Below are 21,937 nucleotides of genomic sequence, written 5' to 3'. Positions count from 1 at the left end.
ATGATTGACCACCTTACGAAACGCGCGGTAGGGTCGCCATTTATGGCGACCGTTTCACTATAGATCGAGCTGGGTTTTCAGCTTCGCGATCTCCTCACGCCACTGCGCCTGCAACGCCGGTTTCTGATGCTTCGGCTTGCGCGCCAGATCCTCATCCAGCTTGCTTTCCACCTCCAGCAACGCCAGCAATAAAGCATCTTCGTCCAACGCGTTTTCCGTCGCCGCAGGTGCAACAACCTCAGACATGGATATCACCTGCTCAGCACGCAGGCGCTCGGTCACCGCGTCAAAATCGTGCCACTGGCTGAGTTGCTGGTCCTCTATCAGCCAGAAACGATTGCAGCTGTTGGCGATTAACTGACGATCGTGCGACACCAGCAACACCGCGCCCTCGAACTGATTCAGCGCCTCCGCCAGCTCCTCTTTACCTACCATATCCAGATGGTTGGTAGGTTCATCAAGCAATAGCAGCGAATAGCGCGCCAGCGTCAGCCCGACAAACAATAAGCGCGAGCGCTCGCCGCCGCTGAGTGATCCAATCAGCTGCTGATGACGCAGATACGGAAAACCCGCACCGATCAGCGCCATCTTGCGCTGCTCATCGCTGAGCGGCGCAAAATGCGCCAGCGCGTCACTTAGCGTTTCCGTATCGTGCAGCTGATGCAGACTTTGATCGTAATAACCGAGCCGCACGCGGGGATGAAACAGCGCACTATCGGCTTGTTGATATTCACGCCATAAGTGCCGCAGTAGCGACGACTTACCGCAACCGTTGCGGCCAACAATCGCCACGCGATCGCCACTTTTCACCTGCAGCGTCGGCAATGAAAACAGTGCAGGCGCGTCATCGGCTGGATGAATCGACATCTCCGGCAATGCCATTACGCGATCGGCATCCAGCGCTTCACCTTGCAGTTGCAGCTGCCACAGCGATCCTTCGCTCAGCGTGGTTTGTGCCTCTTTCAACCAGCCGGCACGCTTCTCCATCTGCTGCGCCTTGCGCGATAAACCTTCGTTATCGTAGGTGCGACCCCAAATCGCCAGTCGTTTGGCGCTCTTCTCGACGCGCTCGATCTCCTTCTGCTCAGCCTGATAGCGCTGCGCATCCGCTTCATCCTGCTCATCCAGCGCCAGACGCGCCGCGCTGCAGGGCAGACGGAAGAATTGCAGACCGCGATCGCGCAGAATCCAGCTGCAGTTGGTAACCCGATCGAGCAAAGTGCTGTCATGGGAAACCAGAACGAAGCTGCCGCTCCAGCCGTTAAGGAAATTCTCCAGCCATAACAGCGTTGGCAAATCGAGGTGGTTGCTGGGTTCATCGAGCAGCAGCAGATCAGGTTGCAGGATCAGCGCGCGCGCCAGCAGCAGGCGCATATGCTGGCCACCACTTAAGGTCGCGGCGGTTTGCGTTTGTTGATCAGCCGAGAAACCCAAGCTACCCAGCAGCGCTTCGGCGCGCCAGCGATCGGCTTGTTCCGGCAGGCGCGCCATTACGCCATCCAACAGCGAATCATTATGCAGTTCTGTTGGCAGATGCTGCTCGATGCGCGCCAGTAAACAGTGATTAGCCGGCGTAACGCTGCCGTGGCTGGCTTCCAGTTCACCACTGAGAATTTTCAATAAGGTGCTTTTACCGGTGCCGTTATCACCCAGCAAACCGATGCGATCGCCTTTTTTCAGGCTGAAATGAATATCGTGAAACAGCGTGCCGAAGGCATTATCGAAGCCGACAGCGTGGGCGGATAATAATGTGCTCATGTGCTTACTCATAAGTTGCAGGCGCAAAAAGGCCCGACATCAGAAATCGCTGACGACAACCCGGTAAGCCGGAGGAAGGGATTAGATTTTCAGTAAACTTCGCTCAGGACGGATTATCGCAGCACGAGTGCGGAAATGCCTGAACGCGGCCAATTACTATAGAAGTGTGAGTAAAGAAACAATTCACACAGCAGCATAGTAATCCTCCTTAGTTATCAGTGGGTGAATAAGTAAGCTGATAATAGTGGCGAAAAGCGGCACTTTCCAGTGATAAATGCCAGAGATGTGGCAGCGATCGCTATGACGTGCCGGGTAGGGTGCTGGCATCGATAATGAGCCTCGTCGGTGAAAATCTCCTTCAGAGTTCTTCTGCAAAAACTCCAGCAAAACTGGTCGAAAAATATTCTGCCTTTTAAGCTTGGGTTTTCTTATTAGATGGCAGACCAAAAGAAAGTGTGGAAGGCCGCTTTGTGCCAAGAGCGGACTTAATTAATCGCCAGTGGTAATTGCTGATAATCCTCCTAAGCTCATAAGGAAGCCTTAGAGGTTGTGCCCTCATGTTAATGAACGTTAAAGTTGCTCAAAATGATTATGGGCAGTATCAGGAAGTAACTTATGGCACGTCGTAGTGAATTAAAAGGTATAGCTAATAGTATTAATGAGAGTTTTGTTAGCAGAAACAACGACTTTAATGGATACTGGTCAATAGGACAGATTAGATCGTACGCTCTTGATAACGGCCTTACTTCAGTAACTTTTCCTCTCACCTTTCCTATGACCAACCCTGCATCTAATTTGCAAATCTACACGGTTCACCGCTACGCTGAAATGCTCAAAAACCTTTTATTTAAACAGAAATTACCTAGCCTCTGGGTAAGCAACGCGGTCATTATGATCGACTTTAACGTTAATGCGAAACATGCAAAATTGTACGAAGACACCAACTCAGGCGAACCTTTTCAATGCACCTGTAAGATAACTGATGATACTGACCGAGATTACTCATCCATAGTATCTGGACGTTGCTTACCGCATTCTGTTGTTCGGGAATTAAAATCGACTCGAAATTCACCATCAGTTTAACTTCAGCTTCTCGCTCTTAGCGGACGGTGCCTTCCCAGCTATCCTTTTGTTCCATGAGCAGATAACAATATTGGCGCATGGTAATTTATAAACAGCAGAAGAACCATTAAAAGCAAAAATAAAAAATCCTCTTAAAATATTGTCACCATTGACTGCTACAATATGAAAATTACAAGCTGCGTTTTGCAATTTTTTCTGTACAGGCACCTTCCCTGGCGCGGAAATTAATTACTTCCCATCGAAGAAATCATCCGGAAGTTGACCTGGGGGCATATTAATAACAGCATCATTATCAGGCCCTTCATTTTTCATATACGTGACCCTGGCAAATTCGGGTATCACAACATAGGGATATGCCGGTCCTTCATCGCGGAAGCGATGCATATCCTCAATAAACTCGTTTTGATAACAAATTGTTTTTTCAGGATGTTGATTTTCACCTGCAATCCACTGAGGAAAGAAGATGGTGCCATGAATGATCTTTCTTTCAATATCAAATAACAGGCTCACACAGGTTCCTGTCGGCTCGTGCCAGTCGACTTTATAAATGCCAGGTGCGAACTGCACGGCATTCATTTTTTGATTTGTCACCCAACGACCACCTACCAACCCCTGATGAATCCTGTAATCACACGTATTGTCATTACGCGCATACCATTCATATTTCCATCCATTATCATAGGTATAGACAAAATGCGTCCCTACAAAGGCGGATAAGTCTTTTGATATATCATTAACTGTTTCACTTGACATAACGACCTCATATTTTCCGATAGAGTGGCGAAGTGTGGAGTGTTACTTGCTGCACCCGCGTAATCTAAATACTGTAGCGTCACGTGGTGAGCATTTTATGAAACAATGCGCAAGCATTTGCATATCAATTATTTACATAATATTAGCACTTAGATGACAGATACAGGTCATTTGCTTAGGGATAATATAGCCACTTTGCATGAATTTTCCATAATGATTAACCATTTTATAATGCTAAATAGTTTGACTCAGTCGCAAAATGAATAAAAAGGTTAACCGTATGTAATAAATTGCCGGTTCGCCTTCACAATGTAACGATTAAAATTAGACTATTTATCAGTGTTTTGCACTACCTTAAACCTGATTCTTAGGGTTTAAATTTGCGAAAGTAAATTATAAAGCTACCCTGAGATAAGCATCAAACGCTGACGTTTCTTCTAACTGAATAATCACTCTTCAGGCAGAAAAATATGCCTGAGCCCTAAGAATTTTCTCTGCGGGATATATTTCTATGGATTTGATTCATGAAGTTTTTCGATTATCACCGGAGCTGGCGCTTTTTCTTTCTCTCGCTGTAGGCACGTGGATCGGTAAATTTAAACTGGGCGCTTTCCAGCTTGGTGGCGTCGCCGGAGCATTGCTCATTGCCGTGCTGATAAGCCAGGTTGGTATCACCATCGACAGCGGCATTAAAAACGTTCTATTTGCCGTTTTTATTTACGCTGTGGGCTTCGAAAGTGGCCCCAAATTTTTCTCCTCTCTGGGCCGGCGGACATTGCGTGAGATCGCCCTTGCGTTGGTTCTGGTTGTATCTTCCTTAGCCACTCTTGTCGTGATGGCAAAAATATTTGCGCTGGACAAGGGAATTGCGGCCGGCATCGCCGCTGGTGCGTTAACCCAGTCAGCGATTATCGGTACTGCCAGTGCCGCCATCGCAAAACTGAATCTTGATCCAGCACAGCTCCAGCAGATGCAGGGGAATGTCGCGGTGGGATATGCGGTGACATACATCTTCGGCTCCCTGGGTGCCATCATTATCTGCGTTAACATTCTTCCCAAAATTATGGGGCGCTCTATTCGTGAAGACGCAATAAAAGCTGAACAGGAACTGATGCATGGCGCAATCATACTGGCGCCAGGTCAGATGCCTGCTTTACCTGAACTGGTAGGAAGGGTGTTTCTGGTAGGACCGGCAGCAGGCAGAAGCGTTGCTCAGATTGAAGCGTTAGCTAATCCACTTTTCCCGGTTACCGTTGAACGCATTAAACGCGGCGATAAAGTCATCGCCGTTACGCCTGACATGCCGCTTAATGATAACGACGTGCTGCTCCTTGTAGGCCGCCGCAAAGGTATTGTGGCCCTCGCACCCTCCCTTGGAAAAGAGCTGAATGCGGAGGATGGGCCGGAAATGACCATGAAGACATCCGAAGTCTTACTGACCAATCCCGCGCTGACGGGCAAGCGGGTGGCTGAACTGCGTAACCAAATTTCGGGCGATGTGCGTCACGGTATCTATGTGACTGCGCTTAAGCGCGGTGAGACAGTGCTGCCTTTCAAAGATGACTCCGTAGTTGAACGCAATGATGTTGTGACGCTCTATGGCAGCGAGCAGGATATCCAGCGTGCGGTGGCGCTGGCGGGACCGGTGCTGCTAAAAAGCCCAAAAACGGATTTGATGTTCCACGGTTTTGGCCTTGCGTTTGGTCTGCTGCTGGGATTACTGGTACTTCGCATCGGTTCTGTTCCTTTGACGCTCGGCAGTGGCGGCGGTGCATTGCTTTCTGGCTTGCTGTTTGGATGGTATCAAGCGCGGAAGCCCCTGACAGGAAATATGCCTTTGCCAGCCTCTGGCCTGCTTCGCGATCTGGGCCTGGCAGGATTCGTTGCCGTGGTTGGTTTACAGTCTGGCCTGCAGGCCGTAGAGACCGTCAGGAACAACGGTATTTCTATTTTCCTGATCGGCATTGTGGTTACTGTTGTCCCCCTGATGATCACCTTATTGATCGGCCGCTACCTGCTGCGCTATGACAATACGGCGATATTTGCCGGTGCGTTGTCTGGTACCCGCAGCGCCAATCCTGCTTTTGGCGAAATTCTTGATAAAGCTGGTAATGCCATTCCGACTGCGCCATTTGCTGTGACCTACGGTCTGGCAAATGTGTTTCTTACCCTGCTGGGCCCGCTGATCGTCGCCCTGGTATGACGTTTAAATGCTTCATCATCTGGAGATGTTTTCTATGTCAAATCCTTACGAACAATATGCATCACTTAGTCCCTTCGAACTTAAAGACGCCCTGATTAAGTTAGCTTCGGGCAAACCCGACCGCCTGATGCTGAATGCCGGCAGAGGAAATCCCAACTTTCTTGCCACCTTGCCACGCCGTGCTTTCTGGCGCCTTGGATTGTTTGCTACCGAAGAGGCGGAGCGTTCTTACTCTTACCTGCCGCATGGGATTGGAGGGTTACCGCACATTGAGGGGATCGAGGCGCGTTTTGATGCATTCCTGGCACGTGGCCATGAGCAGCCGGGCGTGGCTTTTTTATCACGAGCAGTAAGCTATGTACGGGACCAGTTAGGACTTTCCGCTTCGGATTTTTTACATGAAATGGTGGAAGGCATTCTCGGTTCTAATTATCCGGTTCCGCCGCGAATGCTGGCTCTCAGTGAAAAAATCACGCGTGAATATATCGTTAAAGAGATGATCGGTGGCCTGATTTCAGCTGAAGATGTCGACCTGTTCGCAGTTGAAGGGGGCACAGCCGCCATGACCTACCTCTTTAACACGCTGCGTACGAATGGCCTGGTCACTGCCGGTGATAAAGTGGCAATGGGAGCACCAATATTTACCCCGTACATCGAAATTCCGCAGCTGGAAGACTACCGTCTGGAAAGCGTAATGATTAATGCGTCCCCGGATGATAACTGGCAGTATCCCGATGAAGAGCTGAATAAGTTGCTGGATCCTGCGATAAAAATCTTTTTCTGTGTTAATCCGAGCAACCCTGCTTCAGTCAAAATGGATGAGCGTACGCTCGAGAAAATGGTCAGCATTGTTGAGCAGCGTCCAGATCTCATTATTATTACCGATGATGTATATGGAACTTTCGCCAACGACTTCAAATCACTGTTCGCCACCTGTCCGCAGAACACGATACTGGTATATTCCTTTTCTAAATATTTTGGAGCAACGGGCTGGCGCCTGGGTGTAATCGCGACTCATCAGCTCAATGTCCTTGATGAGAAACTAGATAAAATCAGTGATGTAGAAAAAGAGCGCCTTAACCAGCGCTACGGTTCACTGACTCCGGATGTACCCGGATTGCGCTTTCTTGACAGGGTGGTAGCTGACAGCAGAAGCGTAGCACTGAATCACACCGCCGGTTTATCCACCCCGCAACAGGTGCAGATGGTGTTGTTCAGTCTTTTTGCCCTTATGGATGGGGAGAATGGATACAAGGCGGCGGTGTCAGAAATTATTCGTCGCCGTCAGGCTGTGCTGTATCGTGAGCTGGGTATAACGCATATCGATACAGAAGAAGCCGTGGATTACTATACGTTGCTGGATCTCGAAGCGATATCCCGACAAGTTTATGGTGACGAGTTCGCTGATTGGGTGAATAAAACGCTCAATCCGACCGATATCCTGTTCCGAATTGCCGAAGAGACGGGAATAGTCATGCTTCCGGGAACCGGATTCGGCAGTCTGAAGCCCGCGGGGCGCATATCTCTGGCTAACTTAAATGAATATGAGTACGCCGCCATCGGTAAGTCATTAAGAAAATTGATGGAGCAATATTATGAAAAATACCGTTCCGGAGCGAAGAGAAAATAAATAGTTAATTAAGTTAAGGCGCTTTTGTTTTCAGGGATGAAAATACACTGTAATTTTTCAGATAAAGCAGAAACTTAAACCTAAAATTTCACTTTCAAAGGGTTGCATTGCAGCCCTTATTTGTGACCTTGGCATTGAAGTCGATGATGCCCTTGAGATATCTGAATCGAATGAAGTCTAATTCATGAGGGCTGCAACAGCAGCCCTGTGCCAGAAGCGGAAGTGAGGTCTGATAAATATAATCAGCACAATACCTTTGAGAAGCAGATAGCCTCTTCTCTACCTACGTATGGGCCATAATTCTCAATTTGGATGTATCCATTTCTCTCGTAAAAACTGATGGCCCGATGATTGATATATCGTGTTTCCAGCTTTAGTTCACGATATCCCATTTGTTTTGCGGAAGTTTCCAGAAAAGTGAGTAAAGCACGACCTACTCCTGGCTCGCTTCGGTCTGAAAACATTCTTTTAAGCTCGGCTATGTTTTGTGTTAATGGGCGGATTGCACCGCATCCTATCGCATCGCCATATGCATTTTTTGCCAATACCCATAATGCTTTGTCATTGTTCATAGCTTCAACGGTGAAGTTGGTTTTGCCATTATCGCCAGTAATAGCGGCAAGTTCAGCTGACAGCATTTCGATTAAGCGATGGGATTCTGAAGAAAATGGATCTGATTTCTCTACGGTTATCATGGTTAGATCCTGCAAAGGGAGTTTAACCAGAATAAAGTATGCTGTATGAAAAATCACCATTTCAGAACAGATAATGGGACAACACTGATCCCTGACTTTATCGGGGATGCAATGTCCGCTCTTCGCTCATAGTAGACGTGGCATGCGCGTCCGCTTCGTGTCAGGAGCTGAAGTAGCTAATAACAATCTGTGTTAAGCAATGGGGAGCGGCCATTATGCGAAAATTACATACTCGCCAATAACCAATATTTCCCTGACCGGAAACAGCGAGTTTCTTCATAGAAAAACCACTAAGGTGATGCTGATACTACTGGAGGCATCATGAAATATAGAATTTTTGGCCTTAGAGCCGAGAAGTTTACTCATCTTTTTGGGCGTAGTGATGGCTATCTGAGAAGATACGGAGCAGTAAGACAAATTGTCACTAGATACCCCGGTTATCCCGACAGGATCTCATTATGCGATATACCTGTTGGCGAAACCGCTCTGCTTATCAACCACATTTATCAGCCAGCAGATACACCCTATCGCGGCTCTCATGCAATATATATTTGGGAGGGATGTACCGAGCAAGGAATTTATATCAACGAATTACCTGAAGTTATGAATGGCAGAGTCCTTTCATTACGAGCATATAACAAAAAGCACTTTCTAATAAAGGCAGATATTTGCGAGGGCCAAGCTGTAGAAAATTTCATAGAGATTTTCTTTGCCGACCCGCAGATTAGCTATATCCAGATACACAATACGAAACAGGGATGCTACGCATGTTTGGCTGAGCGTTTTGAATGAAATTACAAAATAGAAGAGCCTACAGCGGTTCAGTGAAGCACTTTTATGTTAGAAGAGATCATCCGGTAGGATCACTTGAGGACAAGCAGAATGCTTCTGGAAAAGCTCAGGTTGCTGGAATGCAGCCTTCACGATGACAGGCGAAAAGATCGGGAGTGGCTTGAGCGGCTTCTCCACCCTGAATTTCTGGAAATCACACGTTCAGGCGTGATGGTTGATCGTTCAGAGACGATTACGTCGCTATTAAACGAGAAAACTGCATCGCCTATTATCAGCAGTCATTTCCGACTCACCGAAATGGGGGGAGGCTGCGCCATGCTTCACTACCGGACGTCTTATGCAGACGGCAGTCGTCCTGCATTGCGTTCTTCCTGCTGGCTGTTTTCGGATAAAGGACACTGGACTCTGGTTTTTCACCAGGGAACGCCAGCTAAAGGCACTGCTTAGGTTCGCTGCTGAGAAGTTCTGTTCAATTTGCCTCTATAACGGTTCAGATACAAAAAAGGCCGCCCGTGGGCGACCTTTCCTGGCACTTCCTTTTGCGACCATCCGTTATTTGTACAGCTCAGCGGTCATATGAACGACGTTGCCGTTGCTGGCCTCAATGATTTTGTACTGCGCGCCCTGCTGCTGGGCTTGCGCGGCGATTTTGGCCTCGGCACCGTCCATAGTCAGGGACGTTGCGGTAACGCTCTGCGCGAAGCTGGCGGCTGACATGAGTGAAAGAGCGGCAACGGCGGCGATAGACATAGCTTTGATGGTTTTCATGGTCTTTATCCTTGGTTTTTATGGTTGAAAGCAAGTTTGCTTTCGATGAGTTAATGATAACCAAGGTTACTATTAGTAAATTAACAATAAGTGCCGATATTGTGATTATGCTAACTATTGCGGCAATAGGTTTACTCGATGAGGGGTTCGGCGCTGGGTTATTATGTTTGATGTGGAGAACATCCCTGTAGCTATCATTTTGACGTCCGCTATTCGCTCACAGTGGACCTTCAGGTCTGTCAGATAACCGCTTCGTGCCAGTAGCGGACTGGCAAATACTCGCGAGCTGTCAGTAGGGTGAAGGAAGGTCAGAACGATCCCCTCGTGTTGTCGGATGCGAAATTACAATAAACTCTACGGGAGACCCAGTGTCATTTCTGGCTTGATGCTTTGAACCCGGTGGGATTTCCAGGCCCTACAGAGCCTTAATATTATGAATTTCACCTTCCAACTCCATGGAAAGAATGCCAGTAATAACAAAGAAAAACTGCCTTGAAACGGAGTGAAAGAGTCTTTTTTCAAAAGTGCCCGGCGGCATTTGTTCATGAATAACCAGCATGTCCGGGCGGTTTAACAGATACCAACCGTCGCAATCGTCGCCCCAGACATAATGCTCTGCATTATCCTTTGAAATCATTATCCTTCTCCTCTATACCTGTGTGCGTCTCTCTATACCTTAAGAAGGTTATACCGAGAGATTCTTTAGCTTCACAATAGGTTATGCTTTTTGTTAATTCCTTTAAGTCCCGAACTGCATCATTCAACCTATCTGGCCGTCATGAATGAAATGGTATAGCAGTATCCAGGCAGGACCGTAACGTCCGTCCTTCGCTCATTGCAGACCGTGCAGCGCACAGGTCGCTTCGCGTCAATAACGACATTTTGTAAGCTCTCCTGGATAAATTGAAAATATGATCATGTGTAAACTTGAGCTGAATTTTAACGCTCAAGAAAAAAGCTTCAGCGGAGAACATCCAATTGTTTACTCATATGCGTATTGCCAAACCCGTCTCCAATCTTGAACGATCTTTTCTGATGTACAGTCAGGGACTGGATTTACACAAAATAGCTGAATTCAATGATCATGACGGTTTCAATGGACTGATGTTAGGGCGGAAGGGCTTAGACTGGCACATTGAATTCACCTTTTGCCTTAGTCATCCCATTCAACCTTTGCAAACTGAGGAGGATTTACTCGTTCTTTATTATTCAGATGAAAATGCGTGGATAGATGCCTGTGCAAGGATGATAGAAGCCGGATTCAACATGACGAATTCATTTAATCCTTACTGGGATATCAACGGAAGGACATTTGTTGACCCAGATGGATACAGAGTGGTTATCCAAAATAAGGCATGGGTATAATTTAAATTACTATTGCAAGTTCACTGGCCGTCTTGCGGCAAACCTGACGGTCTGCTCGTCGCTCACAGCGGACGGTGTTCAAATTAGTTGTCCGCTTAGTGCCATGAGCGGAAATCGATGAAAATTCTGTGAATTAAACGTCACGAGATTTCTCTAATTTGATGTCAGTGCCATTGAGATCTGTTTCATTACCCCAACCTAGCTGCATATAAAATTTCGCCGAGCGACTATTCTTATCGGTTTCCAACCAGGGAATTTCATGATGTTGGAATAACTCCTGCTCGGCGAGCATAACAAGCCTGCGACCTATTCCTTTGCCTTCATATTCAGGCAGAACAAAGGCCGCAAACAGACAGCCTTCATCCGGAAATATTATGGAGAAGCCAATGATTTTATTATTTTCTGTCGCAACCCATGCGGAAAGACTTTTTTCAACCATATCGCCTAGGACGCTTTCGGTAATACCCATCTGCCGCATCTCTTCACGGCTCAGGTGGTTCTCGATTACCGATGTTCTGACGTCGAACATACCCTCGATATTAGAAAGTCGAGCTGTTCTTATGTAGATACTCATTAGTCTTACTCAATGTATGACGAAATAATTTTGATAATAATGTAAAAAAGTCAACGGAATATAAAATTTAAGGCGGCTAATTATGTCAGCTTTTCGCTCACAGCAGACGTTGTTTTCCTCGGGTTTGGCCGCTTTGTGATGTGAGTTCAACCGATGGATGCAACACACTTATTGAACCGCTCAGTTTTTAATGTAGAGAACGGCCCCCTAAAGTTAACCCAGCATATGATAAAAATGACATTCACTCATTTACAGCATTAGAGCCTCTCTCTGGTCGCTGACGCATAGCGCCCGGCGAATAGCCATTGATGCGCTTAAAAGCCCTACTAAACGCTGCCTGTGAGGCATAACCGAGGCGCAGAGCAACGGTATCGATTGAGATCTTATCGTGCATAATCCAGTGACCTGCAATGCGCATTCGTACTTCCCTTACATAGCGCAGAGGAGGTATGCCGATGATTGATTTGAAGCGTTCAGCAAAAACAGAACGCGACACATGCGACTGGGCCGCAAGCTCAGCCACAGACCACTCGCGACTCGTATCGCGATGAATGGAAAGAATAGCCCGGGCAAGTCGTGGATCACGTAACGCAGCGATCAGGCCTGCGGCGTTCTCGCTACTGTTTTCGATCCATCCACGCACAATCATGGCAGCCGCGACTTCTGCGAGGCGTGCCAGAATGCCCGCGAAGCCAGCGCGTCCAGAACAGATTTCAGCTTTCATCGCGCCCATAATGGGAACCAGCCCCGGATAAATCTGTTCATTTGCCTCAACCACTATCGCGTGCGGCATTAGTTTACCAAGGCCCTGCATTCCACCGAGATCGAACTCCATACAACCATAAAACAGGACCGTGCTGGGTGTCGGGTGCGAACTCGGGCAAGTATCAATTCCGCTGACGGCCTCGCCTAAAGGAGCAGAGCCGAACGTGTCGATATGTTGAAATGAACAGCTGACATCCGATAAAAGCTGATGCTCTTCACCCTGCGGCATGAATACCATGCTTCCGGCTTTCAGTTCGTGCAACGTACCATCGCTTGTGCGAAGCAGAGCAGTACCCACAGCGATGTAATGAAAATAGGCGTGGCCCGGCCTGTTGTTAAAACCGACGCCAAACTCAGAACCCGTCTGTAAACGACGATACTGCACGCCACGCAGGCGCATCTCCAGCAGCAATTCGCTGATGAGTTCGGATGACAGGGCAAAATGGTTATTCACATGCATAATCGGAGTTTCGGGTAAAAAATCAGGATGTACCATCATAGATCGTCCAGCAGCTCGACTCTAGACTTGGAGTTATCATTTTTTCTCCAAAAAAAAGAGTGTGTTATGAGAAATGAAGCAACTGAAACTATATCCGCTAGTTTGAACAGTTCGGAACCCAAAGAATCCGCATGGATGGCCGTAATTTCACTGACTATGGGCGTGTTTGGCTTGCTGACTGCGGAATATCTTCCAGCCAGCCTGTTGACACCCATGGCCGCCGATCTCGGTGTGACCGAAGCGCTTGCTGGTCAGGCTGTGACGGTAACGGCTGTGGTGGCCCTGTTTGCGGGTCTGATGGTTCCACGCCTGACGCGTAATTATGATCGCCGAACTGTTTTGCTGGGTTTCACCGTGTTGATGATCGCCTCCAACCTGCTTGTCGCACTCTCCTCCAGTCTGGCTGTTCTATTAGTCATGCGTATTTTGCTGGGCATCGCGCTGGGAGGCTTCTGGAGTATGGCTGCTGCCGTCGCTATGCGGCTGGTACCTGCTAAAAGCGTTCCGCGTGCTCTCTCCATTATTTTTAGCGGTATTGCTGTCGGTACCGTGGTTTCGATCCCGCTGGGAAGCTATTTAGGTGGGCTTTATGGCTGGCGTAGTGCTTTTATCGCTGCAACCGCAGTAGGCGGGCTGACACTGCTCTTCCAGCTGTTTACCCTTCCCGGGATGCCTCCGCGTAAAATGATGATAACGGCATCTGTAATGGATTTACTCCGCCGCCCAGGCATTGCGATGGGAATGACGGGATGTGTTATTGCCCATACGGGTCAGTATGCGCTGTTTACCTATATTCGTCCGGCTCTTGAAAAAATCGTTCAACTTGATGTGGATCGTTTGTCTTTAATTCTGCTTGGATTTGGCGTCGCTAATTTTATCGGTACGCTGCTGGCCGGGTGGCTGATGGAGAAAAGCCTGCGTCTTACCTTGATACTGATGCCCGCGCTTGTTGGTTTAGCTGCATTAAGCATGATTTTGCTGCCACTTGAGGAAACAGGATTGATGTTGTTCGTCGCGTTGTGGGGAATGGCATTTGGTGGCGTACCCGTTGCGTGGTCAAACTGGGTAGCGCGTTCCGTTCCCGATCAGGCTGAAACTGCTGGCGGCATGGTAGTCGCAGCCGTTCAGTCCTCAATTGCTGCGGGTGCTGCGTTGGGAGGTTTACTCTTTGGTATCAGCGGCGTAACCGGTGTTTTCATCACCGCTGGTTGCATAATGTTTTTTGCAACGTTTGTTATTGGATTAAAGGTGAGGGACACGCTGACCTGAATATTTCCCTACAACAACGCGTCAAATGAAGGCCAGCTACATCCTTTATTGATTTAAGAATGACGTTACCGCGCGGGAAAACCGTTCTGGCTGATCAAGCATGACAAAGTGAAAGCTGTCATCGATTCGCGTGAAATGGATATCGGATGCAGATGCATAGGCTTGACGGTACATGGTATCCACGCTGGCTGCAGGAACGCCGAATAAAGCGTCATACGCGTACACGATCTCCATCGGCGCCTTGATGCGGGCAAGTTCGGGGCGCAGATCGGTAATCATCAGTTCATACACGGCATCCGAAACTGTTTTGCGATCAGAATTGAGTCCCGCAGTCACCAAAGCTGGTCTCACCGCCTCAGTCTTCACTAAACGGATGATGGATGTTTTCTGAAACTCTTTGAATTGCTGCGGCGACTGTCCCAGTAGCCAATCCCGCGTCACTGTGGCATGTCGTGCAGCAGTCTCGGTGGTCGCCGCAGGATCAATCATCAAAGTATAGAATGGCAAGGCATCGACGATCATCAAACGACTGACCTGGTCGGGATGACGGGCCCCCATCATCAGGGCAATCTCACCACCAAGAGAATGGCCAATGATCGCCGGTGCTTCAATGTGCTGGGTTTGAATGTAATCAGCGATGGCGTCAACTGCCGGAGCGATGACCTTGCCATCTGGATTCGAAAGGGCAGGTGTGCTTGCAAAGCCAGCAAGTTCAACAAGATGAACTCGGTGGCTTTTACGTAAAGTTGCTGCTAAATCAGTCCAAACTTCGCGAGACGACGCCAGCCCCGGAATCAATATGACATCCGGTCCTGAGCCTTGCGTCTCTACAGAGATGCGTTGCGAGTTCGAATGCACTGCAGGTATCGGCTGAATTTCTGACGCTGAAACTAAAACGGACATCAATAGAAGCACCTCTCCGAGCGTGGCACGTATATTTGCGCTAGGCATGAATTTAGTCCTTTATATTTTAGCCCTGATAAACCGGGTTTGGCTGACATAAGAGTATGTCATAAAAGGTAAAATTATTAAGGGGTAGATACAAAGTTTTTTTAATGTTCCGGTTACAGTTTCGTGTCAAAAATGTGGATAACTGGCAGTATTTTGAGTTGAATAAAAGTGAACAATTCACCCGCCATAAGCAATATGGACTGCTTCCGATTAGAAAAACGTTTTATTTTTATCGGTCTCAAAACCCATATATATCGTATTGAGTCGCTTTCTGAATAATTTTGGATCGTGTTCCAGACATATTCGCGCTAATGAATTTTTAGCGCGCTCTGATACGATTTTTCTATCGCTAATAATTTGCAATATATAGGTTTTAAGCTGAGATATTATGGCACTTCTCAGAGAGGTTTTGTCACTTACTGATGCCACCGTCAGCTCCAACATCGGATTCAGGGGGCAGCGAATCAGCCAGCCGGCATTTTCCGGATTGATTTCAGGCAAGGCTCTGACATTCGTCGTTATTACCGGGCAGCCGCAGGCCTGCATTTCCAGAACGGAAAAGCCGTATGTCTCCTGCCAGGTTGGTAGCAGCCCGACATCAGAAGTCTTAATTAACGCCAGTACCGCGTCGTTGGTTAGCGACGTATGGTGACGGAATATCGGGCAATTATGTAGCGTGTCCTCCACGCTTTTTCTAAAAACGTCGTCATCCTGGAACGCCTGGTGAGCCACGTTATGCGTTCTGCCAGGATCACCAACCAGGTTAACGCGCACATCGTTGACACTTATCAGGTTTTCCCTTAATAGCTGGCTAAAGGCCAGCACAATTTCTGCACCTCCCTTGCGATAAAACTCATTACCCACGAAGGTGAAAGTCAACGGTCCTTCCTTAACCACAGCTTTTTTTTCCTGCAGTACCGGCTGCGGGGGATGCAGTACGTGCAGTTTGGGCCCGATGATGGCTTGCTCTCTGGGGAAATGTTCCAGCAGCCGCAGTTGGATCTGCCGTGTGGCTTCTGAGATAGCGATGATGCCTTTGCAGCGCGGAGAGCAGACGTACCGGAGTTCCCGCGCCAGCTCGGGGTTGGCAAATTTGGGTATTCCCTTAACGGGTAGAACACGGGGTAGTTCGGTTTCAAAGGTCGCCACCCAGTCGCCTGACCCCGAAGAGACTTCGTTAAAAAGGTGTATAATGTCTGCATCTACTGAAGACATCAGCGGCAGTGGGCGGAAAATAAAAAGTTTATTTTTATGAAATAAGCGCTGCCTTATGACGTTAATCCAGGTCCAGATGTTTCTGGGCCGGTAATCAAGATAGCGATGTGAAGGGTCTGTAATGATGTTTCTCTTTTCCGGGTAGCCGTTACCACCCACGATAATTTTCATTCTTCCCCCTGCTGGCGAGTGCAAAAAATAACAGGATAAATTTAAGTATCCTTGTAATTACGAGGATAAAAAGTGTTTGGCTTAATATGAGGTTATGGTTTTCCAGATAAGACCTGAATGCGTCATGGTTACACAGGCTGTTAATACCAGCGCAAAATCTGCCTTTTGCAACCGCTTCCCGACATGTCTAATTATGCACGGGCAGGCATGCAAAATGCGTATATTTGTAGGTCTTTTATGGCTTTCCGGAAAACTACGGGAGAGAAAGTACCAATGCTAAATGAAGTAATAAGCCTTTTTATCGCTTAAATTCTCAATGTATCAATAACCGCGCGCAAAGCGGGTGACACATTGCGATGCGGATAATAGAGAAATGAAGCTTCCAGACGTTGGCTGTGACGTTGCAGCACCCTGATCAGCTTCCCTTGTTCCAGATCCTCACTAACCAATTCTTCCGGGACATAAGCCAGCCCGAGCCCCAGAGTGGCAGCTTTAGCTTCCATATAGCTGTCAGCAAAAACCCATTGGCCTTGCGGTCGATGGGTGATTTTTTTGCCATCCTGATGAAGTTCCCAGGCATAAAGGCTGCCATCGCCAAACTGATAAGCGATGCAGGGATGAACGGCCAATTCTGCGGGGGTCTGCGGGAAACCGTAGCGACGAAAGTGTTCTGGCGTACCGACAACAGCCATCTCCATGTCGGGCGAAATGCGTATAGCGATCATGCCGCTGCCAACTTCCGGCCCCAGACGTACACCCGCATCGAATCTCTCCGCAATAATATTCACAAACCGGCTTTCGCTGATGAGTTCCAGCCTGATATCCGGGTAGCGTTGTTTGAATACCGCAAGTTTCGGCAGGAGTACTTTATCTATCGCGTGCTGGCTGGCATTGATGCGCACCGTACCGGATGGCGTCTGGCGATAATGGGCCAGCGTGGCGAGTCCCATATCTAAAGCATCGAATCCTGACTCAACGGTTTGATAGAGCTGCTCACCAGCATGAGTGAGCGATAACCTGCGCGTAGTACGAACAATGAGTTGAACGCCCAGCCTTTCTTCAAGTTCACGTACTGAACGACTGATACCTGATTGTGCCAGTCCAAGGCGTTGCGCTGCGGCGGTAAAACTTCCCTCGCGCACCACCAGCATGAACAAGTAGAGATCGTTGTAATTTTCCCGTTTTGCCATCATTCCACCCTCGTGACTGCATCGCTATTTATAACAATTAGATATTAATCCTAGCAAAAATTCCCCTCTAATCAGAACACCAGCTGCTGGCTAAACTGTGCGCATTGCAATAAAGCACAGCAGTGTTGTCGGTATGAAACCTGACTCTTTGATGTTTTTTCTGGGGGATTTTAATGACTGTTTTCACTAAAAAATTGACAGCGGTGTTACCTGCAATGCTGCTATGCGCATCATTAAGTGGAGTTTCAACGATGAGTTATGCTGATACCACCAATCCGAATGCACCCATTTCGCTGGTCAAAAAGTGGGATAAAACCTTTCCTGAAAGTACCAAAGTTGATCACCGTAAGGTTACCTTTAAGAACCGTTATGGGATCACCTTAGTTGGGGATCTCTATCTTCCAAAGGATCGCGGCGAGCGCAAGCTGGCAGCCGTTGCCATCAGCGGGCCTTTCGGTGCAGTCAAAGAACAATCCAGCGGCCTGTACGCGCAAACTTTAGCTGAACAGGGATTTGTCACCCTCGCATTTGACCCTTCATATACGGGCGAAAGTGGCGGCTACCCACGTAATGTGGCGTCTCCGGATATCAATACCGAGGATTTCAGCGCGGCAATAGATTTCTTAGGTCTGCAAAAAGAGGTGGACCGCAACCGTATCGGGCTGCTCGGTATTTGCGGCCTGGGCGGCATGGCCTTAAACGACGCCGCTATGGATACACGGGTTAAAGCCGTGGCAACCAGCGTGATGTATGACATGAGCCGCGCAATGGGCCATGGCGTGGGCGATGGCAAAGACCGTTACACCACCGCCAATCGTCGTGCTGTGCTGCAGTATCTGAACGCGCAGCGCTGGAAGGATGCGGAAAACGGCACTTCCGCGCCCGGTGGTCACGACATCTATGTTGACGAAAAAGGGAAAGTCAGCGCTTCTGAGCGTATTCTGCCGGAAACGTTACCCGCTAATCCGAATCCCGTCTTGAAAGAATTCTTTGATTATTACCGCATGCCGCGTGGTTTCCATGCGCGTTCGATCAATTCAACCGGCGCATGGAATGCAACTATGCCACTGTCATTTATGAATATGCCGCTGCTGAGTTATGCAAATGAAATCACCATCCCTGCGCTTGTGGTGACCGGTGAAAAAGCCCATTCACGTTATTTTGCTGAAGACGCTTTTAAAGCGATCGGGAGTAACGAGAAAGAGCTGGTGATTATTCCTGGGGCAAACCATGTGGACTTATATGACAACGTTGCAGGAAAGATTCCGTTTGCTAAATTTGAACAATTTTTCAAATCAAATTTAAGATAACTTTCTGAAATAATTTGCATTTACCATGCCACCCTTATTTCACGGGTGGCATTAACTTGCCTGATGTGACCCAGTGAAATGATGATGTTATTTCCTGAAAAGCGCATCTCCCTGCTTCGCCTGAAGCAGGTCGGATCGATTTAAGAGAAGTTGATAATGTCCACAGTTAATATTAAACCCTCTTACTATAAAACCCAGTCGTATTGGGGCGGCGTATTTGCCATGACGCTCTGCGTTTTTGTGTTGATCGCTTCTGAATTTATGCCGGTTAGTCTGCTAACCCCTATTGCCCGCGACTTGCACGTCACGGAAGGGCTGGCAGGACAGGGAATAGCCATTTCTGGCGCGCTGGCGGTCATTACCAGCCTGACAATCTCCCGCATTACCGGGGATCTGAATCGTAAATATCTTCTGCTGGGACTGACGATTTTAATGGCGGTATCTGGAATCATTGTCGCGCTGGCGGCCAGTTATCCGGTTTATATGCTGGGGAGGGCGCTGATTGGGATCGTCATTGGTGGATTCTGGTCAATGTCGGCGGCTACAGCCATTCGTTTGGTGCCTCAGCATCATGTTCCCCGCGCGCTGGCGATTTTTAACGGCGGGAACGCGCTGGCCACCGTTGTGGCGGCACCGCTGGGTAGCTACCTCGGGGCGACTGTCGGATGGCGGGGCGCCTTTTTATGTCTCGTACCGCTTGCGATAGTGGCGTTCATCTGGCAATGCCTCAGCCTGCCTTCGATGGAAAGCGATAATGAGCGCAAGCCACAGGGATCGATGCTTCGTCTGTTCAGAGTCTCTATCGTATCAACGGGGCTGCTGGCTTGCGGACTCTTCTTTATGGGACAATTTGCCTTATTTACCTACGTGCGACCGTTTCTGGAGAACGTGACCAAAGTGAGCGCGCCAGGCCTGTCCTGGATTTTGCTTGCTATAGGCGCAGCAGGTTTTATCGGCACAACGATTGTTTCGACCTTCCTGAACTCAAGGTTTTATCCGACATTAATCTTGATACCACTGCTTATGTCAGCGATTGCCGGTACGTTACTTTTATTTGGCCACAGCATGTGGATTGTTGCCGTTTTGCTGAGTCTGTGGGGAATGCTTGCGACAGCCGCGCCAACGGGATGGTGGACATGGCTCGCGCGGACGCTTCCCGAAGATGCAGAGGCAGGTGGTGGTCTGATGGTTGCTGTCATCCAACTCTCCATTGCGCTGGGTTCAACCGTTGGGGGTTTGATTTTCGACAGTTTAGGTTGGGAAAGTGCTTTCGGCTTGAGTGCTTTATTACTTCTTAGTGCGGTAGTAATGACGTTTCACACATCACGTCAAACATGAATCGCAGGCGGTTTAATCATAGAATAAGGAGCAGAGGCGGCTATCCTGTAACAGACGAAAGCACCGTCTTTAACGCCGAACTGATTCTGCTCTGAGGATTTATACATGACCACCTTTCATCAACTCAATGCCATCAGCCTGCGTGGCCAGCCCATCGCTATGGCCGATTACGCCGGTAAGCTGGTTCTGGTGGTGAATACCGCCAGCCATTGTGGATTCACACCACAATATGCAGGCCTTGAAGCGCTTTACAAGAATTACGGCGACAAGGGGCTGATGATATTGGGTTTCCCCTGCAATCAGTTTGGCAAGCAGGAACCTGGCGGAGCCGATGATATCGCGCAGACCTGCCTCATCAACTACGGTGTGAGCTTCCCGATGTTCGAGAAAGTCGAGGTTAACGGCGCCGCAACGCACCCCGTATTTCGCTACCTGAAAGCCGAATTACCCGGTGTGTTGGGCGGGCGGATCAAATGGAACTTTACTAAGTTTCTGATCGGGCGCGACGGCAAACCGATCAAGCGATTTGCACCGATCACCAAACCGGAAAAAATGGAAGCGACGATCCTTGCTGCGCTGGAAAACTAATATGCATTCCGCCATGCTTGATCCAAATTGTGCGAGCTATCACAATTAATACAATTTCTTTTGGTTAGCCGCGCGGGTTTACTCGTTAAACATCCCTCAGATGTCACGGTTTGTGACATGATAAGCGTCATAATTGAATCGTCAGGATGTTTGAATAGATGTTTAACGCCAGAAAACTATCAACCTTAAATGCCCTCGAAAGCAGCGTGCATAATTACATTATTAAAAACATCAATGCCGTTATTTATATGACGATAAGAGAGCTAGCTGATAATTGTGGCGTATCTACCGCGACTGTTCTGAGATTCTGTAAAAAAATGGACTTCAAAGGTTACTCAGAACTCAAAGCCAGTATGAAGTTGCACCTGAACAAAAATAGCACATTACTGATTCCTCATGGAGCTGAGGAAATATTGACCTTTTTTAAAAGCATCAGAAACGATGAATTTGATGAGATGATCAATCAGGCGGCTCAATACATTCGTGATGCCGAACGGGTGTTCTTTGCTGGCGCAGGCAGCTCTGGCACGCTTGGCAGGTATGGTGCGCGTTTCTTCTCTAATGTAGGCAAGTTCAGTAATCACATTGATGATCCCTATTATCCGGTGAGTACCGATATGGTGCAGAGTTCAGTGGCTATCGTGCTTTCTGTCTCTGGCGAAACTCCCGAAATATTGAAGCTTGCCAGGCAGTTTGTTATTCACAAGTGCAAAGTAATTTCTATTACCTGTAACCCGGATTCAACACTGGCAAAACTTTCTGACTTTATTGTTCCTTACCATGTTTCTCGCATTTTGATTGAAAGCGAATACGATATTACCACTCAGGTTCCGGTCATTTTTATTCTTGAATCGATAGGCAGAAAGCTGGTGGTGAATAATCTCAGCGATATGTCACGCGGTGTGACATTTTTGTAATTAGCGACCCGTTATAACATATTGTGACCTCGTGACATTGCCGGGATGATTTTCTAACATTGCCGGAATTAGTTCGCTCCTGACGGACTGAATTCCCTCTGGC

At 48.1% G+C, this 21,937-nt stretch carries 20 protein-coding genes and 1 pseudogene; 11 read left to right on the top strand and 10 right to left on the bottom strand.

Annotation, left to right across the window (positions count from 1 at the left end; all coding sequences use genetic code 11):
- Nucleotides 1-57: 57 nt before the first annotated feature.
- Nucleotides 58-1,758, bottom strand: a complete 1,701-nt coding sequence (locus K5Y32_RS10630; protein ID WP_222183513.1) for an ABC-F family ATP-binding cassette domain-containing protein — start codon at nucleotides 1,756-1,758, stop codon at nucleotides 58-60.
- Nucleotides 1,759-2,373: 615 nt separating this feature from the next.
- On the opposite strand from K5Y32_RS10630, the gene K5Y32_RS10625 reads away from it, so the two are divergent.
- Complete coding sequence (locus K5Y32_RS10625) at nucleotides 2,374-2,841, top strand: hypothetical protein (RefSeq protein ID WP_222183511.1); 468 nt, start codon at nucleotides 2,374-2,376, stop codon at nucleotides 2,839-2,841.
- A gap of 228 nt (nucleotides 2,842-3,069) precedes the next feature.
- Here the strand turns inward: K5Y32_RS10625 and K5Y32_RS10620 are convergent, their stop codons facing one another.
- Entirely contained in the window at nucleotides 3,070-3,594 is a 525-nt protein-coding gene (locus K5Y32_RS10620; RefSeq protein ID WP_222183509.1) for a phenolic acid decarboxylase, read from the bottom strand.
- Between the two features lie 511 nt (nucleotides 3,595-4,105).
- On the opposite strand from K5Y32_RS10620, the gene aspT reads away from it, so the two are divergent.
- Both aspT and K5Y32_RS10610 read left to right on the top strand, forming a co-directional pair.
- A complete protein-coding gene (aspT, locus tag K5Y32_RS10615; protein ID WP_222183507.1) occupies nucleotides 4,106-5,797 on the top strand; it encodes an aspartate-alanine antiporter in 1,692 nt (563 codons plus the stop codon).
- 34 nt (nucleotides 5,798-5,831) lie between these two features.
- Nucleotides 5,832-7,427 carry a bifunctional aspartate transaminase/aspartate 4-decarboxylase gene (locus K5Y32_RS10610; RefSeq protein WP_222183505.1) on the top strand — a complete coding sequence of 532 codons (1,596 nt, stop codon included), beginning with the start codon at nucleotides 5,832-5,834 and terminating at the stop codon, nucleotides 7,425-7,427.
- A 242-nt stretch (nucleotides 7,428-7,669) separates the two neighbouring features.
- Here K5Y32_RS10610 and K5Y32_RS10605 read toward each other — a convergent pair whose 3' ends face one another.
- A complete protein-coding gene (locus tag K5Y32_RS10605) occupies nucleotides 7,670-8,122 on the bottom strand; it encodes a GNAT family N-acetyltransferase (RefSeq protein ID WP_222183503.1) in 453 nt (150 codons plus the stop codon).
- 321 nt (nucleotides 8,123-8,443) lie between these two features.
- On the opposite strand from K5Y32_RS10605, the gene K5Y32_RS10600 reads away from it, so the two are divergent.
- Nucleotides 8,444-8,914 carry a DUF1203 domain-containing protein gene (locus K5Y32_RS10600; protein ID WP_222183502.1) on the top strand — a complete coding sequence of 157 codons (471 nt, stop codon included), beginning with the start codon at nucleotides 8,444-8,446 and terminating at the stop codon, nucleotides 8,912-8,914.
- Between the two features lie 90 nt (nucleotides 8,915-9,004).
- Nucleotides 9,005-9,361: a DUF4440 domain-containing protein gene (locus tag K5Y32_RS10595; protein ID WP_222183500.1), complete on the top strand. Its 357-nt coding sequence runs from the start codon at nucleotides 9,005-9,007 to the stop codon at nucleotides 9,359-9,361.
- A 105-nt stretch (nucleotides 9,362-9,466) separates the two neighbouring features.
- Here K5Y32_RS10595 and K5Y32_RS10590 read toward each other — a convergent pair whose 3' ends face one another.
- Together K5Y32_RS10590 and K5Y32_RS10585 are read right to left on the bottom strand one after the other, a co-directional pair.
- Nucleotides 9,467-9,682, bottom strand: a complete 216-nt coding sequence (locus tag K5Y32_RS10590) for a YdgH/BhsA/McbA-like domain containing protein (RefSeq protein WP_008102115.1) — start codon at nucleotides 9,680-9,682, stop codon at nucleotides 9,467-9,469.
- 289 nt (nucleotides 9,683-9,971) lie between these two features.
- Nucleotides 9,972-10,319, bottom strand: a pseudogene (locus K5Y32_RS10585) (cupin domain-containing protein).
- 353 nt (nucleotides 10,320-10,672) lie between these two features.
- Here K5Y32_RS10585 and K5Y32_RS10580 point away from each other — a divergent pair.
- Nucleotides 10,673-11,047, top strand: coding sequence for a VOC family protein (locus K5Y32_RS10580; protein ID WP_154182749.1), 375 nt, complete (start codon nucleotides 10,673-10,675; stop codon nucleotides 11,045-11,047).
- 133 nt (nucleotides 11,048-11,180) lie between these two features.
- Here K5Y32_RS10580 and K5Y32_RS10575 read toward each other — a convergent pair whose 3' ends face one another.
- Both K5Y32_RS10575 and K5Y32_RS10570 read right to left on the bottom strand, forming a co-directional pair.
- On the bottom strand, nucleotides 11,181-11,621 hold the full coding sequence (locus tag K5Y32_RS10575; protein ID WP_222183498.1) for a GNAT family N-acetyltransferase: 441 nt from the start codon (nucleotides 11,619-11,621) through the stop codon (nucleotides 11,181-11,183).
- Between the two features lie 241 nt (nucleotides 11,622-11,862).
- A complete protein-coding gene (locus K5Y32_RS10570) occupies nucleotides 11,863-12,885 on the bottom strand; it encodes an AraC family transcriptional regulator (protein WP_222183496.1) in 1,023 nt (340 codons plus the stop codon).
- Nucleotides 12,886-12,951: 66 nt separating this feature from the next.
- On the opposite strand from K5Y32_RS10570, the gene K5Y32_RS10565 reads away from it, so the two are divergent.
- Nucleotides 12,952-14,154, top strand: a complete 1,203-nt coding sequence (locus K5Y32_RS10565; RefSeq protein WP_222183494.1) for an MFS transporter — start codon at nucleotides 12,952-12,954, stop codon at nucleotides 14,152-14,154.
- A 45-nt stretch (nucleotides 14,155-14,199) separates the two neighbouring features.
- On the opposite strand, the gene K5Y32_RS10560 is transcribed toward K5Y32_RS10565, so the two are convergent.
- From K5Y32_RS10560 to K5Y32_RS10550, 3 genes are all read right to left on the bottom strand, one after another.
- Complete coding sequence (locus tag K5Y32_RS10560) at nucleotides 14,200-15,105, bottom strand: alpha/beta fold hydrolase (protein ID WP_222183492.1); 906 nt, start codon at nucleotides 15,103-15,105, stop codon at nucleotides 14,200-14,202.
- Nucleotides 15,106-15,315: 210 nt separating this feature from the next.
- A complete protein-coding gene (locus K5Y32_RS10555) occupies nucleotides 15,316-16,491 on the bottom strand; it encodes a glycosyltransferase family 4 protein (RefSeq protein ID WP_222183490.1) in 1,176 nt (391 codons plus the stop codon).
- A 305-nt stretch (nucleotides 16,492-16,796) separates the two neighbouring features.
- Nucleotides 16,797-17,681 carry a LysR family transcriptional regulator gene (locus tag K5Y32_RS10550; protein WP_222184288.1) on the bottom strand — a complete coding sequence of 295 codons (885 nt, stop codon included), beginning with the start codon at nucleotides 17,679-17,681 and terminating at the stop codon, nucleotides 16,797-16,799.
- A gap of 173 nt (nucleotides 17,682-17,854) precedes the next feature.
- Between K5Y32_RS10550 and K5Y32_RS10545 the strand changes: the two genes are divergently transcribed.
- The 4 genes from K5Y32_RS10545 (at nucleotide 17,855) to K5Y32_RS10530 (ending at nucleotide 21,834) form a co-directional block, all read left to right on the top strand.
- Nucleotides 17,855-18,991, top strand: a complete 1,137-nt coding sequence (locus tag K5Y32_RS10545) for an alpha/beta hydrolase (RefSeq protein ID WP_222183488.1) — start codon at nucleotides 17,855-17,857, stop codon at nucleotides 18,989-18,991.
- 156 nt (nucleotides 18,992-19,147) lie between these two features.
- Entirely contained in the window at nucleotides 19,148-20,329 is a 1,182-nt protein-coding gene (locus K5Y32_RS10540) for an MFS transporter (protein WP_222183486.1), read from the top strand.
- 105 nt (nucleotides 20,330-20,434) lie between these two features.
- On the top strand, nucleotides 20,435-20,917 hold the full coding sequence (locus K5Y32_RS10535; protein WP_222183484.1) for a glutathione peroxidase: 483 nt from the start codon (nucleotides 20,435-20,437) through the stop codon (nucleotides 20,915-20,917).
- Between the two features lie 158 nt (nucleotides 20,918-21,075).
- Nucleotides 21,076-21,834 (top strand): MurR/RpiR family transcriptional regulator, encoded by a 759-nt coding sequence (locus K5Y32_RS10530; protein ID WP_222183482.1) that lies wholly within the window; start codon nucleotides 21,076-21,078, stop codon nucleotides 21,832-21,834.
- Nucleotides 21,835-21,937: the final 103 nt, after the last annotated feature.

The organism is Pantoea sp. DY-15, from assembly GCF_019795935.1.
GTDB classification, from domain to species: domain Bacteria; phylum Pseudomonadota; class Gammaproteobacteria; order Enterobacterales; family Enterobacteriaceae; genus Pantoea; species Pantoea leporis.
This window is presented reverse-complemented; position numbering and strand designations above follow the sequence as displayed.

What these genes read in the sequence shown, in the direction of transcription:
- K5Y32_RS10600 (WP_222183502.1), top strand. Translation starts at nt 8,444, where the DNA reads ATGAAATATAGAATTTTTGGCCTTAGAGCCGAGAAGTTTACTCATCTT.
- K5Y32_RS10625 (WP_222183511.1), top strand. Translation starts at nt 2,374, where the DNA reads ATGGCACGTCGTAGTGAATTAAAAGGTATAGCTAATAGTATTAATGAG.
- K5Y32_RS10575 (WP_222183498.1), bottom strand. Translation starts at nt 11,621, where the DNA reads ATGAGTATCTACATAAGAACAGCTCGACTTTCTAATATCGAGGGTATG.
- K5Y32_RS10555 (WP_222183490.1), bottom strand. Translation starts at nt 16,491, where the DNA reads ATGAAAATTATCGTGGGTGGTAACGGCTACCCGGAAAAGAGAAACATC.
- K5Y32_RS10565 (WP_222183494.1), top strand. Translation starts at nt 12,952, where the DNA reads ATGAGAAATGAAGCAACTGAAACTATATCCGCTAGTTTGAACAGTTCG.
- K5Y32_RS10545 (WP_222183488.1), top strand. Translation starts at nt 17,855, where the DNA reads ATGACTGTTTTCACTAAAAAATTGACAGCGGTGTTACCTGCAATGCTG.
- K5Y32_RS10560 (WP_222183492.1), bottom strand. Translation starts at nt 15,105, where the DNA reads ATGCCTAGCGCAAATATACGTGCCACGCTCGGAGAGGTGCTTCTATTG.
- K5Y32_RS10540 (WP_222183486.1), top strand. Translation starts at nt 19,148, where the DNA reads ATGTCCACAGTTAATATTAAACCCTCTTACTATAAAACCCAGTCGTAT.
- K5Y32_RS10595 (WP_222183500.1), top strand. Translation starts at nt 9,005, where the DNA reads ATGCTTCTGGAAAAGCTCAGGTTGCTGGAATGCAGCCTTCACGATGAC.
- K5Y32_RS10530 (WP_222183482.1), top strand. Translation starts at nt 21,076, where the DNA reads ATGTTTAACGCCAGAAAACTATCAACCTTAAATGCCCTCGAAAGCAGC.
- K5Y32_RS10610 (WP_222183505.1), top strand. Translation starts at nt 5,832, where the DNA reads ATGTCAAATCCTTACGAACAATATGCATCACTTAGTCCCTTCGAACTT.
- aspT (WP_222183507.1), top strand. Translation starts at nt 4,106, where the DNA reads ATGGATTTGATTCATGAAGTTTTTCGATTATCACCGGAGCTGGCGCTT.
- K5Y32_RS10620 (WP_222183509.1), bottom strand. Translation starts at nt 3,594, where the DNA reads ATGTCAAGTGAAACAGTTAATGATATATCAAAAGACTTATCCGCCTTT.
- K5Y32_RS10590 (WP_008102115.1), bottom strand. Translation starts at nt 9,682, where the DNA reads ATGAAAACCATCAAAGCTATGTCTATCGCCGCCGTTGCCGCTCTTTCA.
- K5Y32_RS10630 (WP_222183513.1), bottom strand. Translation starts at nt 1,758, where the DNA reads ATGAGCACATTATTATCCGCCCACGCTGTCGGCTTCGATAATGCCTTC.
- K5Y32_RS10550 (WP_222184288.1), bottom strand. Translation starts at nt 17,681, where the DNA reads ATGGCAAAACGGGAAAATTACAACGATCTCTACTTGTTCATGCTGGTG.
- K5Y32_RS10570 (WP_222183496.1), bottom strand. Translation starts at nt 12,885, where the DNA reads ATGATGGTACATCCTGATTTTTTACCCGAAACTCCGATTATGCATGTG.
- K5Y32_RS10580 (WP_154182749.1), top strand. Translation starts at nt 10,673, where the DNA reads ATGCGTATTGCCAAACCCGTCTCCAATCTTGAACGATCTTTTCTGATG.
- K5Y32_RS10605 (WP_222183503.1), bottom strand. Translation starts at nt 8,122, where the DNA reads ATGATAACCGTAGAGAAATCAGATCCATTTTCTTCAGAATCCCATCGC.
- K5Y32_RS10535 (WP_222183484.1), top strand. Translation starts at nt 20,435, where the DNA reads ATGACCACCTTTCATCAACTCAATGCCATCAGCCTGCGTGGCCAGCCC.